Source organism: Streptomyces phaeochromogenes, from assembly GCF_001418655.1.
Taxonomy (GTDB): domain Bacteria; phylum Actinomycetota; class Actinomycetes; order Streptomycetales; family Streptomycetaceae; genus Streptomyces; species Streptomyces phaeochromogenes.
Map to the genome: position 1 here is coordinate 1 of NZ_LIQZ01000213.1, position 15,167 is coordinate 15,167.

10 protein-coding genes and 2 pseudogenes are annotated in these 15,167 nt (G+C 70.9%); 8 read left to right on the forward strand and 4 right to left on the reverse strand.

Features of this window, described 5'->3' with window-relative positions; genetic code table 11:
- Positions 1–131: 131 nt before the first annotated feature.
- Complete coding sequence (gndA, locus tag AOK17_RS27190; RefSeq protein WP_055615187.1) at positions 132–1,571, reverse strand: NADP-dependent phosphogluconate dehydrogenase; 1,440 nt, start codon at positions 1,569–1,571, stop codon at positions 132–134.
- 400 nt (positions 1,572–1,971) lie between these two features.
- Between gndA and AOK17_RS54035 the strand changes: the two are divergent.
- Together AOK17_RS54035 and AOK17_RS54040 are read left to right on the forward strand one after the other, a co-directional pair.
- Positions 1,972–2,178 (forward strand): annotated as a pseudogene (locus tag AOK17_RS54035) (transglycosylase family protein); the annotation flags it as partial.
- 150 nt (positions 2,179–2,328) lie between these two features.
- Positions 2,329–3,054, forward strand: a pseudogene (locus AOK17_RS54040) (M23 family metallopeptidase); the annotation flags it as partial.
- On the opposite strand, the gene AOK17_RS27200 reads toward AOK17_RS54040, so the two are convergent.
- Positions 3,044–4,339, reverse strand: a complete 1,296-nt coding sequence (locus AOK17_RS27200; protein WP_055615189.1) for a DMT family transporter — start codon at positions 4,337–4,339, stop codon at positions 3,044–3,046. The pseudogene AOK17_RS54040 and the gene AOK17_RS27200 overlap by 11 nt on opposite strands.
- A gap of 243 nt (positions 4,340–4,582) precedes the next feature.
- Here AOK17_RS27200 and AOK17_RS27205 point away from each other — a divergent pair, with 243 nt between their 5' ends.
- The 6 genes from AOK17_RS27205 (at position 4,583) to AOK17_RS27230 (ending at position 13,531) form a co-directional block, all read left to right on the forward strand.
- Positions 4,583–5,293, forward strand: a complete 711-nt coding sequence (locus tag AOK17_RS27205) for a (2Fe-2S)-binding protein (protein WP_055615196.1) — start codon at positions 4,583–4,585, stop codon at positions 5,291–5,293.
- Positions 5,294–5,421: 128 nt separating this feature from the next.
- A complete protein-coding gene (gene glgA / locus AOK17_RS27210) occupies positions 5,422–6,573 on the forward strand; it encodes a glycogen synthase (RefSeq protein ID WP_055615190.1) in 1,152 nt (383 codons plus the stop codon).
- Positions 6,574–6,666: 93 nt separating this feature from the next.
- The gene (glgC, locus tag AOK17_RS27215) at positions 6,667–7,887 is read left to right on the forward strand and encodes a glucose-1-phosphate adenylyltransferase (RefSeq protein ID WP_055615191.1); all 1,221 of its coding nucleotides are present in this window, start codon (positions 6,667–6,669) and stop codon (positions 7,885–7,887) included.
- 131 nt (positions 7,888–8,018) lie between these two features.
- On the forward strand, positions 8,019–10,367 hold the full coding sequence (locus AOK17_RS27220) for a GH92 family glycosyl hydrolase (RefSeq protein WP_055615197.1): 2,349 nt from the start codon (positions 8,019–8,021) through the stop codon (positions 10,365–10,367).
- A gap of 165 nt (positions 10,368–10,532) precedes the next feature.
- Positions 10,533–11,876, forward strand: coding sequence for a wax ester/triacylglycerol synthase family O-acyltransferase (locus AOK17_RS27225; RefSeq protein WP_055615192.1), 1,344 nt, complete (start codon positions 10,533–10,535; stop codon positions 11,874–11,876).
- A 158-nt stretch (positions 11,877–12,034) separates the two neighbouring features.
- Positions 12,035–13,531: an SDR family NAD(P)-dependent oxidoreductase gene (locus tag AOK17_RS27230; RefSeq protein ID WP_055615193.1), complete on the forward strand. Its 1,497-nt coding sequence runs from the start codon at positions 12,035–12,037 to the stop codon at positions 13,529–13,531.
- A 150-nt stretch (positions 13,532–13,681) separates the two neighbouring features.
- Here AOK17_RS27230 and AOK17_RS27235 read toward each other — a convergent pair whose 3' ends face one another.
- Both AOK17_RS27235 and AOK17_RS27240 read right to left on the reverse strand, forming a co-directional pair.
- Positions 13,682–14,494 (reverse strand): SDR family oxidoreductase, encoded by an 813-nt coding sequence (locus AOK17_RS27235; protein WP_055615194.1) that lies wholly within the window; start codon positions 14,492–14,494, stop codon positions 13,682–13,684.
- Between the two features lie 76 nt (positions 14,495–14,570).
- On the reverse strand, positions 14,571–15,026 hold the full coding sequence (locus tag AOK17_RS27240; RefSeq protein ID WP_055615195.1) for an HD domain-containing protein: 456 nt from the start codon (positions 15,024–15,026) through the stop codon (positions 14,571–14,573).
- Positions 15,027–15,167: the final 141 nt, after the last annotated feature.

Here is a 15,167-nt window from a genome sequence, read left to right on the forward strand (position 1 = left end):
GGCGTGGACCATGTCCACGCCGGCCCGCCGGCATTTGGGGGCGCGGGGCCGTCACATCGTGCGGTTCCGCCGCGGGGGCGCGACCAGCCCCCACGAACCCGCAGCCCGAACCCGCAGTCCGAACCCGAACCTCAGCCGGCCACCTCGGACCGGTCCCCGCCCCACAGCGTGTGGAACGAGCCCTCCCGGTCGGTCCGCCGATACGTGTGCGCACCGAAGAAGTCCCGCTGCCCCTGAGTGAGCGCCGCAGGCAACCGCTCCGCACGCAACGCGTCGTAGTACGCCAGCGCCGCCGCGAACCCGGGCGTGGGCACCCCCTGCTGCACGGCCGAGACGAGCACGGCTCGCCAGTCGTCCTGCGCCGCCGCGATCTCCGTCGCGAACGTCTCGTCGGCCAGCAGGCTCGGCAGATCGGCGCGCGTGTCGTACGCGGCACGGATCCGGTCGAGGAAGGCCGCCCGGATGATGCACCCGCCGCGCCAGATCGCGGAGACCGCGCCCAGGTCGACGTTCCAGTCGTACTCGGCGCTGCCGGCCGCGATCTCGTGGAAGCCCTGCGTGTAGGACACGATCTTCGACGCGTACAGCGCCTGCTCCACCTGGTCGGCGAAGGCCGCGGCCTCGGCCTCGCTGAGCGCCGTGGCCTTGGGTCCGGCCAGCCCGCGCGAGGCCTCACGCAGCTCGGTGTGGCCCGACAGGGACCGCGCGAAGACGGCCTCGGCGATGCCCGACACGGGAACGCCCAGGTCGAGGGCGATCTGCACGGTCCACCGCCCCGTGCCCTTCTGCTCCGCCTGGTCCTGCACCACGTCCACGAAGGCCTTGCCCGTCGCCGCGTCCACGTGCGACAGGACCTCGGCGGTGATCTCGATCAGGTAGGAGTCGAGCCGCCCGGTGTTCCAGGTGCGGAAGATGTCGGCGATCTGCGCGGGGGAGTAGCCCGCCACGTCACGCAGCAGCTGGTACGCCTCGCCGATCAGCTGCATGTCGGCGTACTCGATGCCGTTGTGCACCATCTTCACGAAGTGTCCGGCGCCGTCGGGGCCGACGTGCGTGACGCACGGGGCGCCGTCGGCGGCCTTCGCGGAGATCTTCTCCAGCATCGGACCGAGCGACTCGTACGACTCCACCGGGCCGCCGGGCATGATGCTCGGGCCGTGCAGCGCGCCCTCCTCGCCGCCGGAGATGCCCGCGCCGACGAAGTGGATGCCCTGCTCGCGCAGTTCGCGCTCCCGGCGCCGGGTGTCCGCGAAGTGGGCGTTGCCACCGTCGATGATCATGTCGCCGGGCTCCAGGAGCGGGGCGAACTCCTGGATCACCGCGTCGGTCGGCTCGCCGGCCTTCACCATGATCACAAGGCGGCGAGGGCGTTCCAGCGCGGCCACGAACTCCTTGGCGGTCTCCGTCGCGACAAAGGTGCCCTCGCTGCCGAACTCCTCCACCAGCGCGTGCGTACGCGCCGCCGTCCGGTTGTGCAGGGCAACCGCGTATCCGTTGCGCGCGAAGTTACGGGCGAGATTGCGCCCCATGACCGCGAGTCCCGTGACGCCGATCTGGGCTGAAGTGCTCATACGGTTGGCTCCTAGAGGTGCTGAATCGGTAGTGCCGGTCATGCCTGCCAGTTTGCCCCACCGACCATCCTGACTTGCAGGTTCGCCGACCGCACATCCTGACTTTCCGACGGTGTGTACGCAGCTGAGCCGCCCCCGCCTCAGTGCCCCGCCGAACTTCGCCGTCACATCTGCCCCGGGCATACGTGCGGACAGCCGTGAACGAGGGGCGATTCCTGGTCACTTGGCGGGATAGGGCGGCCGATTGCCCCCTTGTCACGGCCTGTTAGGAGCGTTTACTTTTGCGGCTCCTGACGCTTGTCGAGGGGGCACCTTCATGGCCGTACGCGGCCGGCACCGCCGGTATCAGCCGAACAGGATCAACCGCGCCTCACTCACCGTCACGGTGGGCGGCGCCGGGATGGCGATACCGCTCATCGGTACCGGCGTCGCGAACGCGGCAGACGTGGACACCTGGAACAAGGTGGCCGCCTGCGAGTCCACCAACAACTGGCAGATCAACACCGGCAACGGCTACTACGGCGGGCTGCAGTTCACCCAGTCCACCTGGGAGGCCTACGGCGGCAGGGCCTACGCGGCACGCGCCGACCTCGCCACCAAGGACCAGCAGATAGCCGTCGCCGAGAAGGTCCTCAAGGGCCAGGGCCCCGGCGCCTGGCCGACCTGCTCGGTGCGGGCGGGCCTCACCCGCGGCGGTGACACCCCCGACATCAACCCCTCGGGCAAGTCGGCCCAGACGCCCAAGCGCACCGTCCGCGACGTACAGCCGCAGACCACGCCCCAGTCTCAGGCCGGCACCGCCGAGATGTACACCGTCGTCCGCGGCGACACGCTTTCGGGCATCGCGGGCACCCGCGAGGTCCCGGGCGGCTGGCGGCAGTTGTACGACGCCAACCGCAGGACGGTCGGCGCCGACCCGGACATGATCATTCCCGGTCAGCGGCTGAGCCTGAAGCCGAAGGCGTCGCCGGACACGGGAGCCAAGTCCGCCTCCGACACGGCGGAGAAGGCGGAGAAGAAGCCGAAGGCGAAGGCCAAGGTCGAGGAGAAGTCGGAGAAGAAGACCCAGTCGACCACGCGCGGCCTCACCGCCCCGGTGAGCGCCGGTACGGGAACGCCGTACCACGCCTCGGGTTCCTCCTGGTCGAAGGGCTACCACACGGGCGTCGACTTCCCGGTGCCCACCGGCACGTCCGTCAAGTCGGTCGGCGCGGGCAGCATCGTGACCGCGGGCTGGGGCGGGTCCTTCGGCTACCAGGTGGTGATCCGGCACGGTGACGGCCGGTACACCCAGTACGCCCATCTGTCGGCGATCTCCGTGAAGGCCGGGCAGAGCGTGGTCACCGGCCAGCGCATCGGCCGCTCCGGTTCCACGGGCAACAGCACGGGCCCGCATCTGCACTTCGAGGTGCGGACGGGGCCCGGTTTCGGCAGCGACGTCGATCCCGTCGCCTATCTGCGCGCGGGTGGCGTCACGATTTGACGCTGGAGCGGATCACCACCGGGGCGGGGAGCAACGGCAGGAAGGGAAGGCCGTAGTACCCGCCGTTGGGCCAGGACGGTTCGTCGATGCCCTCGATGTCGTCCGGCGTGTCGCCGGGCGGCGGGGGACCGTTGGACCCCGGCGGCGGCAGGAGCGCGTCCTGCCGCGCCGAGGCGGAGGCGAACATCCCGGCGTGGGCGAACGTGTCCTCCCGCGACGGCTCCTCGTCCCGTACCCCCGCCGAGACCACCAGCCGCTCCGCCGGGACAAGCTGCTCCGGTGGCGCCCGGTCGGGCGGAACGGCGGCAGGCTCCCTGATACGGCTCGGCTCGGCGGCCGGGCCACCCGGCTCGGTCCTGAGCGCCGCGTCCGCCATCGCTCCGGCCACCGCCACTGCCGGCACAGGCGCGGGTGCGGGTGCGGGTGCAGGCACGGACACCGGCGTCGTACGCTCCGAACCGCTGATGCGTTCCGTGGTGAGCAGGATCAGGCCGCCCGCGGCGACGACCCCGCAGCCCAGCGCGAGGGCGGTGCCCGTCTCGCCGTAGCGGAACGTCTCTCCGAACATCGTGATACCGACCGCGGCGGCCACTATGGGGTTGATGACCGTCAGGGTGGCCAGCGGCGCGGCGAGTCCGGCGCCACGGTAGGAAGCCTGCGACAGGAGCATTCCGGCGGTCGCCAGGACACCGATCACGGCGAGGCTCGGAACGTCGGCGAGCGAGACGCCGCCCGTCCAGTCGACCGCGACCGTCTTCGTGAACACCGACGACATACCGAAGGCGACACCAGCGGCGGTCGCGAGCAGCACGCTGCGCACGGCCGGGTGCCGGTGCACGGCACGGGCGGCCATCATCAGGGCCACCACGGCGCCGCCGGTGACCAGGGCCACCACCACACGCTGGGTGCTGTTCAGGGACTGCGAGTCGGCCGTGCCGACCAGGGCGAGCAGACCGGCCAGGCCGACCGTCGCCATGATCGCGCCGCGCCACGCCGTCGCCCCGGCCCTGCGGCGTACGAAGACGGCAGCCATGGGAAGCGCGAAGACGATGGTCAGCGCGCCCAGCGGCTGGACCAGGCTGAGCGGCCCGTAGGCGAGCGCCACGACGTGCAGGAGCCCGCCGAGGGCGTTGAGGCCGACCGCGATCCACCAGACGAGCTGGCGCATGGGTGCGTACGTCGTGCCGGGCGTGTTCGCCGCGACCCGTTCCTGCACGATCGCCCCACCGGCGTACGCGACGGCGGAGACGAGAGAGAGCAGCACAGACAGCACGAGTGCGTTCATGTGTCGCTCCTCCTCTGCATGTGACGGACGTTCTCCCGAAGGCGGGGAGTCCGGTGCGACGGTCGGTCGGCTTCCATGGTTAATACGATCCCTTTTGAAAGCGCCCGTGTCGTCGTACCTGAGCAGTCATTGGGTCCTACTGCCGATGGAGTACGTCTTGGGCCTAGTCCTCCCCAGGTCGGGTGACACCGGGTACAACCCCCCTAGTGGCTCCGTTATGCCCCCTTGGTGTACTTGGTCTCCGTGAACCTCGATCCGGATCTCAATCGACTCGCCTCTCTCGAAGGTTTCTTCGCCCTGCGCACGGGACGGCCGTCGCTGCCGACCCTCGCGGAGGCGTATGACATACGGAGTGTCACCGAAGGGTCGGATCCGCTCGCTTTCCGTGTCCACAAGGTCGTGCGGCTGCTGGACGCTCCCGAGACGCGTATCGGGGTCTCGGTGGCGCAGCAGGGACTCGCCGCCCGGCTGTGGTCGGTGGCCCTGGGATCGGCAGCCCTCTACGGACAGATTCCCGACCTCGACCCCCGGCTGCTGCACTGGGACGCGGACGGCAGCGCGCCCGACGACCTGTGGCTGGCCGAGACGCACCCCCTGCCCGGCGACGCGGCCACCGTCCGGCGGGTCGTACAGGACGGCCATCTCGAACCCCTCGCGAGGGCACTGCGGGCCCGGCAGCCCGTCTCCGCGGCACTGTTGCGGGGCAACGCGGCCTCCGCGCTCGCGGGCGCCGCACGCGAACTAGACCGCTGGGCCCGCACCCACGGCCACCCGGACGTGGGCGAGAGGGCCCGCTCACTCGCCGCCGAGCTCTTCGACCACCCCGACCTGCGGGACACCGGCACCCTGAACGGCACGGCGTTCCGCCGGCGCAGCTGCTGCCTCTACTACCGGGTCCCCGGCGGCGGAGTGTGCGGAGACTGCTGTTTCGTACGTCCCCCGCGCCGACGCTGAGCACGGAGGGGCCGCGACTCCGGGCGCCGTGGGGCCGCGCCGTGAGGCGTGCCTTCCACTGTGGTCTTCCCCAAGGGCCACTTCTGGGTGACCATGTGGGAACCAGCCGCTGAGACAGGGGGTTCCGGGTGCGTGTGGGACTGCTTTCCCGGGAGTACCCGCCGGATGTGTACGGCGGTGCGGGGGTACATGTCGAGTTCCTCGCCCGGGAGTTGAGGCCCCTCACCGACCTGGACGTGCACTGCTGGGGCGAGGGCGCCGCCGGCGGAGTCGTACGCCACCGGCCATGGCCCACGCTCGACGGCGCGAACGACGCGCTGCGCACCTTCTCCGTCGACCTCGCCATCACCGCCGCCCTCGAAGGTCGCGAGCTCGTCCACTCGCACACCTGGTACGCCAACCTCGCGGGCCACATGGCGAAGCTGCTCTACGGCATTCCGCATGTCATGACCGCACACTCCCTGGAGCCGCTGCGCCCCTGGAAGGCCGAGCAGCTCGGCGGCGGCTACGCCCTCTCCAGCTGGGCCGAGCGCACCGCCATCGAGGCCGCCGACGCCGTGATCGCCGTCTCCACGGCCATGCGCGAGGACATCCTCGGCTGCTACCCCTCTCTGGACCCGGCGAAGGTGCGCGTCCTGCACAACGGCATCGACACCTCCCTCTACGCGCCGGACCACGGCACGGACGTGATCGACCGCATCGGCCTCGACCCCGGCCGCCCGTACGTCCTGTTCGTCGGCCGCATCACCCGCCAGAAGGGCGTGCCCCACCTGCTGCGCGCGGTCCGGGACATCGACCCGGCCGCCCAGGTCGTCCTCTGCGCGGGAGCCCCCGACACACCGGAGATCGACCAGGAGTTCCGCGACCTGTTCCAGGAGCTCAGCGGCGTCCGGGAGGGCGTGCACTGGATCCCGCAGATGCTGCCGCGTCCGGACGTGATCCAACTGCTCACGCACGCCGCCGTGTTCGTCTGCCCCTCCGTGTACGAGCCCCTTGGCATCGTCAACCTGGAGGCGATGGCCTGCGGCACGGCCGTCGTGGCCTCGCGGGTGGGCGGCATTCCCGAGGTCGTCGCGGACGGCGAGACCGGCCTGCTGGTGTCCGTCGAGGACGACTTCGAGGCGCAGCTCGCGCGTGCCCTCGACTCGCTGCTCGCCGACCCGAAGGCCGCCCGGCGCATGGGCGAGGCGGGACGGGAACGGGCGGTGCGGGAGTTCGGCTGGGACGCCGTGGCCCGGCGAACCGTCCAGCTGTACGAGGAAATCCTCAAACAGGGGTAGTCCGCGGGCGCGGATCGCCCTCTCACGGGGGTAGTCCTCTGGCAGGTGTAGTTCAAGAACGTGGCCCGAACCGGGCGGTAGAGGGGCGGCGGCATGCGACGCGGTGGACCTTCGGTACTGGGAATCGTCCTGGCGGGCGGCGAGGGCAAGAGGCTGATGCCCCTGACCGCCGACAGGGCGAAACCCGCGGTGACTTTCGGCGGCACTTACCGCCTCGTGGACTTCGTACTCTCCAACCTCGTCAATGCCGACATCCTGCGCATCTGCGTCCTGACGCAGTACAAGTCGCACTCGCTCGACCGGCACATCACCACGACCTGGCGGATGTCCAGCCTGCTCGGCAACTACGTGACGCCGGTCCCGGCCCAGCAGCGGCTCGGCCCGCGCTGGTACCTGGGCAGCGCCGACGCGCTCCTGCAGTCGCTGAACCTCGTGCACGACGAGCAGCCCGACTACATCGCGGTGTTCGGCGCCGACCACGTCTACCGCATGGACCCGCGGCAGATGCTGACCCAGCACATCGACAGCGGCGCGGGAGTGACCGTCGCCGGGATCCGCGTGCCCCGGGCCGAGTCGTCGGCCTTCGGCGTCATCTCTCCCGGGACGGACGGCCAGAGCGTCCGGGGCTTCCTGGAGAAGCCCGCCGACCCGCCGGGCCTCCCGGACGACCCGGAGTGCGTCTTCGCGTCCATGGGCAACTACATCTTCACCACGAAGACCCTGGTGGAGGCGCTGCACCGGGACGCCGAGGACGAGAACTCCGTGCACGACATGGGCGGCTCGATCCTGCCGACACTCACCGACCGCGGCGAGGCCCAGCTGTACGATTTCAGCCAGAACCACGTGCCCGGTGAGACGGTCCGTGACCAGGGTTACTGGCGGGACGTGGGGACGCTCGACGCGTACTACGACGCCCACATGGACCTGATCGCCGAGCGGCCGGCCTTCAACCTCTACAACCGCAGCTGGCCCATCTACACGCACTCCGGCCAGCTGTCGCCGGCCCGCTTCAACGCCGGCGGCATGGCGAGCGAGTCCATCATCAGCGCGGGCTGCCTGATCCGCGGCCAGGTCACCCGCTCGGTTCTCTCGCCGGGTGTCGTCGTCGACCCGGGCGCGGTCGTCCAGGGCTCGGTGCTGCACGACAACGTGCACATCGGGCGGGGCGCGGTCGTGCGCGGCGCGGTCCTCGACAAGAACGTACAGGTGCCCCCGGGAGCCACGATCGGCGTCAACCCGGAGCGGGACCAGGAGCTCTACACGGTCTCCAAGGGCGGCGTGATCGGGCTCGGGAAGGGCCAGCACGTGTCGTAGCGGCCGGGCACGTTGGGCTGCCGGGGTGGCAATGGCGCGGCCCACCCCGGCAGGTCCGAGGTGACGGGCGGGCCGAGCGGTCTTATAAGTACGACCGCACGGTGATCGAGCCCGACACGGAGGACCTGCGTATGAGCTGGACCGGACGCCCGCGCCCGCGTACGGCGGCGGTGATCGCTGCCGCCCTGCTCGGGCTGGGCGGCGGGGTCACCGCTCCCGCCGTTCGGGCCGCCGAGCCGGGGGAGGACCGCCTCACCGAGCTGGTCAACCCGTTCATCGGCACCCAGAACGAGGGCAACACCTTCCCGGGTGCCGCCGTGCCCTTCGGCATGGTCCAGCTGTCCCCGGACACCGGGCACAACACCGGCTACGACTACTCGCAGCGCCACATCCGCGGCTTCTCCCTCGTTCACCTGTCCGGTGTCGGCTGTCGCCTGGGCGGGGATCTGCCGGTCCTGCCGACCACGGGCGACGTCACACAGACCGACTACGCGAAGTACGCCGCCGAGTTCGGCCACGACTCGGAGAAGGCGAGCCCCGGCCACTACAAGGTCGGCCTGAAGAGCGGCATCGACGCCGAACTGACCGCCACCGCGCGCACCGGTGTGCAGCGCTACACCTTTCCGGCCACGGACAAGGCGAACGTCCTCCTGAACGCCGGCCAGTCGCTGCACAAGACGGTCTCCACGACGATCGAGATCCTCGATGACCGCACCGTGCGCAGCACGATCACCGGCAGCGGCTTCTGCCGCGCCACCCGGCCGTACACCGTCCACACCCTCACCCGCTTCGACCGGCCGTTCACCACGTCCGGCACCTGGCAGGGCGACACGGTCACCGAGGGCTCGACCCGCTCTTCCGGCACGGGCCGGGGCGGCGCGTACCTCCGCTTCGACACGACGAAGGACCGCACGGTCGAGGCGACCACCGCGCTGTCGTACGTGGACGCGCGCGGCGCCGCCGCGAACCTCCGCTCCGAAGGAGGCCGCTCCTTCGACAGCGTCCGTGACTCGGCGCGGCGGGCCTGGGAGGACCGGCTCGACGACGTACGGGTGCGAGGCGGCGCGGACACGCAACGGCGCACCTTCTACTCCTCTCTCTACCGGTCCTTCCTCGCCCCGAACATCGGCAGCGACGCGGACGGCCGCTACACCGGCTGGGACGGGAAGGTCCACCGCGAGAAGGGGTTCACGTACTACCAGAACTGGTCGCTGTGGGACACGTACCGCACCCAGGCGCAGCTCCTGGCCCTGCTCGCGCCTCGCGAGTCGCGTGACATGGCACTCTCCGTCCTGAAGATCGACGAGGAGGGCGGCTGGCTGCCCAAGTGGGGCTACGGGACGATCGAGACGAACATCATGACCGGCGACCCGGTCACCCCGTTCCTCACCAACGCCTACCAGCAGGGCCTGCTGGACGGGCACGAGGAGGAGACCTACCGGGCGCTGAAGAAGAACGCCGACGGGGTGCCGCCCGCCGGCTCGCCAGCGCTCGGGCGGGAGGGCAACAAGGAGTACATCGCCGACGGATTCGTGCCCCGCCTCAAGGGCCGCCCGCACGCCAAGCCGGGTGATTCGGACTACGACCACGGGGCGTCCGCGACGCTGGAGTACGCCCTGTCCGACGCGATGCTCGCCCAGATGGCACGGGACCTCGGGCACCAGGCGGACGCCGAGCGGTACGCCGCCCGCGCACAGAACTACCGCCGGATCTTCGACCCCTCGACCGGCTTCTTCCGGGCCCGGGACGGCTCGGGCGCCTTCACGGGCGCGGCCGATCCGGCCAGGACCGAGGGATTCCACGAGGGCACGTCCTGGCAGTACCAGTGGCTGGTTCCGCAGGACCTGCCCGGGATGATCGACCTGATCGGCGGAAGGCAGGCCGCGAACGACCGGCTCGACGCGTTCTTCGCCTACGACCAACTGATGAAGGACCCCGCGCGGACCGCCCGCGAGGTGTGGGTCAACGGGCCGTACGCCTACTACAACGCCGACAAGTACAACCCCCAGAACGAGCCCGACCTGATCGCCCCCTACACCTATCTGTCGACCGGCACGCCCTGGAAGACCACCGACGTGGTGCATGCCGCGCTGACCCTCTTCACTGACGCGCCGACCGGCATGACCGGCAACGACGACCTGGGGACCATGTCCGCCTGGCACGTCCTGTCGTCCATCGGGATCTTCCCGGTGCAGCCCGGATTCGACACCTGGGGCCTGTCCACACCGGTCTTCGAACGGGTGGACATCACGCTCGACCGCCGCTACCACCCGCTCGGCGCGCTGACCGTGACGGCCGGGCCGGACGTCTCCGACGGGCGCCGGTACATCCGGTCGGTACGCGGTGACGGGGCCACGCACGACCGTACGTACCTGACGACCGACGAGCTGCGCGGCATCCGCGAGCTCGCCTTCACCGTGGGCGGGAAACCGTCCGACTGGGGCACGGCCCCGGACGCCGCGCCGCCCGTCCTGAAGTGACATCGCCCACTGCCCCGACCTCATAGGCCACAGGAGTCCCGCCACCGCCACCGGTGGCGGGACTTAATCTGCTGTTAACTGAGCGTAGCTTGATCGTACTTGACTGTAATCGCTCGCCCGGGATTGACTGCTGGCTCACCCGTCGTCGACGCGAGAGCCAAGCCCTTGACCTCTGACCTTCTCGCACCTCTCGACCTGGCGTTCTGGAACATCGAGTCCGCCGAGCACCCGATGCACCTCGGGGCCCTCGGCATCTTCGCGGCCAACTCGCCCGCCGCAGCCGCGCACGCGGCCGACCTCCTCGCGGCCCGCGCGGCCGGCGTCCCCGGGCTGCGGATGCGGATCCGCGACATCTGGCAGCCGTTCGACCTGCGGCAGCCGCTGGCCTTCGCCTTCGGCGGCGCGACCCGCGAACCCGCGACCGACTTCGAACCCTTCGACCACATCCGGCTGCACGCACCCGTCGCGGACTTCCACGCCGCCGCGGGCGCGATCATGCAACGCCCCCTGGAGCGCGGAAAGCCCCCGTGGGAGGCCCATGTGGTGCCCGGCGTGGACGGCACCTCGTTCGCCGTGCTCTTCAAGTTCCACCACGCCCTGGCCGACGGACTGCGGGCACTGACGCTCGCCGCGGCGCTCATGGACCCCATGGACATGCCGACGCCCCGCCCCCGCCCCAAGGAGGCCTCGCGCGGCTTACTCCCCGACGTGCGCAAGCTGCCAGGACTCGTTCGCGGCACGCTCTCCGACGTGGGCCGGGCCCTCGACATCGGCGCCTCCGTCGCCCGCGCCACCTGGGGCGTACGCTCCTCCGCCGCCCTGGTCTCCGAGCCGACCGGCACCCGCCGCGTCGCCGGCGTGAACGTGGACCTCGACGAGATCCACAAGATCCGCAAGAGCGCCGGCGGCACCGTCAACGACGTACTGATCGCCATCGTCGCCGGCGCCCTGCGCCGCTGGCTGGACGAGCGCGGCGACGGCAGCGATGGTGTGGCGCCCCGCGCCCTGATCCCCGTCTCACGGCGCCGCCCGCGCACCGCCCACCCGCAGGGCAACCGGCTCTCCGGCTACTTGATACGGCTTCCCGTCGACGACCCGGACCCGCTCGGACGGCTCGCCACGGTCCGAACGGCCATGAACCGCAACAAGGACGCCGGGCCCAACCGGGGCGCGGGCGCCGTCGCACTCCTCGCCGACCACGTGCCGGCGCTCGGCCACCGGCTCGGCGGGCCCGTCGTCGGCCAGGCCGCCCGGCTGCTCTTCGACATCCTCGTCACCAGCGTGCCGCTGCCCAGCCTCGGCATGAAGCTCGGCGGCTGCCAGCTCACCGAGGTCTATCCCCTCGCGCCGCTGGCCCGCGGCCAGTCCCTCGCCGTCGCGGTCTCCACCTTCCGCGGACGGGTCCACTACGGTCTCGTCGCCGACGCGGAGGCCGTGCCGGACCTCGACCGGTTCGCCAAGTCGCTCACCGCCGAGGTGGAGGAACTGCTCGCCGCCTGCACGCCCTGAGACGCCGTTTCCGGGTCCCGTGGACCGCCCGCCACGGGCCCGGAAGAGACCGGTGATCATCGCGGGTTTGGTGCCTTTGCCCTGTGCTCCGTAAAATTCCGCCTTCGAAAGCGATCGCGGTTCGAGCGCGGCGCGGAACCTTAGGAACGGCAACGGCGATGACGGTGACAGAGGACAGCCAGGCGGCCCCCGCCGTGGACACGGCAGAGGCTCCGGAGGGCTCGTACGGTCCCGGTATCGACCCGGAGCGGCTGGCCGTCTGCCTCAGCGTGCTCGACGAACTCGAGAAGATCGAGGTCGACCACCCCGACGCCATCGCCGTGCGCCGCGCCACCGCGGGCGTCTACCGCACGGTCAAGCAGCGCCGCCGCCAGGAACGCCGGGCCGCCAAGACCGCCCACGACAAGGCGGTCACCGAGTCCACGGCCACCGGTTCCGCCCAGCGCATCGACGACGAGACCGAGGGCATCCTGCCGTCGTCGGTGACGGACGAGGGCCAGATCGCGGGGATACTCCAACGCCCCCGCTCCTGCTACATCTGCAAGGCGCGGTACGTCGAGGTCGACTACTTCTACCACCAGCTCTGCCAGAACTGCGCCGCCGAGAACCGCGCTCGCCGCGACGCCCGCGCAGACCTCACCGGCAAGCGGGCGCTGCTCACCGGCGGCCGGGCCAAGATCGGCATGTACATCGCCCTCCGGCTCCTCCGCGACGGCGCGCACACCACGATCACCACGCGCTTCCCGAACGACGCCATCCGCCGCTTCAAGGCCATGCCCGACAGCGACGAGTGGATCGGCCGCCTGAAGATCGTCGGCATCGACCTGCGCGACCCCGCCCAGGTCGTCGCCCTCGCCGACTCGGTCGCCGCCGAGGGCCCGCTCGACATCCTGATCAACAACGCCGCCCAGACCGTACGCCGCTCCCCGGGGGCGTACAGCGAGCTGCTCGCCGCCGAGTCGGGACCGCTGCCCGCCGGTGAACTGCCGCCCGCCGAGGTGATCGGCACCTTCGGCTCCGGAGCGGTGTCCGCGCTTCCGGTCGCCGGGGGTGGCGCGCTGACCGCCGAGGACGTCACCGGCCTGGCTCTCGTCTCCGGCTCGGCGTCCCTTGAGCGGATCGCCGCCGGTACGGCCATCGACGCGGGCGGCCTCGTGCCCGACCTGCACGACACCAACAGCTGGATCCAGGCCGTCGAGGAGGTCACGCCGGTCGAGCTGCTCGAGGTCCAGCTCTGCAACTCCACCGCGCCGTTCATCCTCATCAGCCGGCTGCGGGCGGCGATGTCGGCCGCCGGGGCCGACCGCACGTACATCGTGAACGTCTCCGCCATGGAGGGCGTCTTCAACCGCGGCTACAAGGGTGCGGGCCACCCGCACACCAACATGGCCAAGGCCGCGCTCAACATGCTCACGCGCACCAGCGCCCAGGAGATGTTCGAGAAGGACCGCATCCTGATGACCGCCGTCGACACCGGGTGGATCACCGATGAGCGGCCCCATCCGGACAAGATGCGGCTCGCGGACGCGGGCTTTCACGCGCCGCTCGATCTGATCGACGGGGCGGCTCGGGTGTACGACCCGATCGTGCGGGGGGAACAGGGCGAGGACCTGTTCGGGGTGTTCTTGAAGGATTACGCGCCGGGTAAGTGGTAATTCTCGGGGCCGCTGCTCGGAGCTTCGGCAGTGCCTCTGGGGGCGCCGTTTGGAGTCTGCGGGTGGGTGAGGGCTGGTCGCGCCCACGCGGCGGAGCCGCACAATGTCACAGCCCCGCGCCCCTTATAAGGGGCGCCGGGACCCCGGGCCTTATGGGGCGCCGTGTCCTGGTGTGTGCGTGCGCAGGCGCTCGTGTACGGCGTACGGGGTTGCCGTGTGGGCCGCGCGCACCCTTGTTCCACCGTCCACCAGCAAGTCCGTTCCCGTGATCCACTCCGCCGCGTCCGAGGCCAGCCAGACCACCGCGCGGGCGATGTCCTCCGGTTCGCCGATGCGGCCCAGGGGGAGTCCGGCCGCGAGTTCGTTCTCGGCCTGTTCCCATACGAAGCGGGCCATTTCGGTGCGGACGAGGCCGGGGGAGACGGAGTTGACCCGGACTCCGGGGGCCAGTTCGCCCGCGAGTTGCCGGGTGAGGTGGAGCAGGGCTGCTTTGGTCGTGGAGTAGGTGCCGACGTTCGGGCCCACGTGCGTCGCGCCCTCGGTGCAGATGTTGATCACCGAGCCGCCGTGGTCGGCCATCCAGGCCCGCCACGCGTACTGGACCAGCCGCAGCGGTGCCTCGACGTTGACCGTGAACGCCTCGCGCCAGAGGTCCGGGTCGGCGTCCATGAGCGGGCCGTAGGGCTGGTTGGTCGCCGCGTTGTTCACCACGATGTCGATACGGCCGAACTCGTCCATCGCCAGCTCGGTCAGCTCCCGCAGATGTGCCGGGTCCGCGACGGTGCCCGCGATCCCCACGGCACCCAGCTTCACGGCGGCCCGGCGCACGTCCTCGGCGTCCCGGCCCGTGACGCACACCCGTGCCCCCGCGGCCACGAGGCCCTCGGCGACGGCCAGCCCGATCCCGCGCGAGGCCCCGGTGACGACGGCGACCCTGCCCTGAAGTCCGTACGACGACGTCATCCGCGTACCGTCTCATGACGGACCGTCAGTCAACAGGCCTCCGCTGGACTGTGCTTGAGCGGCGGGTGTGTGGCCGTCAGCCCACGGTCCTGGGGCGTGCGTGACGTGCCGCGACCAGCTCCAGTACCGTGCGCCAGTCCTCCAGGACTCCGGCGTCGAGGCCGGACGCCCACGAGGCTTCGTCCGCCTGCCGCAGGGTCTGGACGTCCTCCATGACCGGGTCGTCCTCCCACCCGTCCCGGTGGAGGCGCACGAGACGGGAGACGCGCTCGCCGAGCAGCGGGCGGACCGTGTCGGCCGCGTGGTCCGCGTGCCCCGCGACATCACCGGGCCGCAACAGCTGCCCGATGACATGCACCAGGCCCGCCACCTGGAGTTCCTTGTCGGCGGGGCGACTTCGACGCAGCAGCGCCGCGGTCTGCAGCGCGTGGTCGTGGAGATCGACCGGAGGGCCGCCGTGGCCGGTGGTGTTCCGGGACCCTCGGCAGGCGTGCAGCAGATCCATCAGCTCTTCGACACTGCGCAGCTCCATGCGCCAGTCCTCCCTGCGGGCGAGAAAGGCCGTTGCCACGCGTCAGCAGATCATGGCCAGCTTTCGGCCGAACCAACGGGAACTGAACTGCGAGCCGTGGAATGCCCGTGATGCCCCGCTCCACCCCGCCCCGCTCCACCC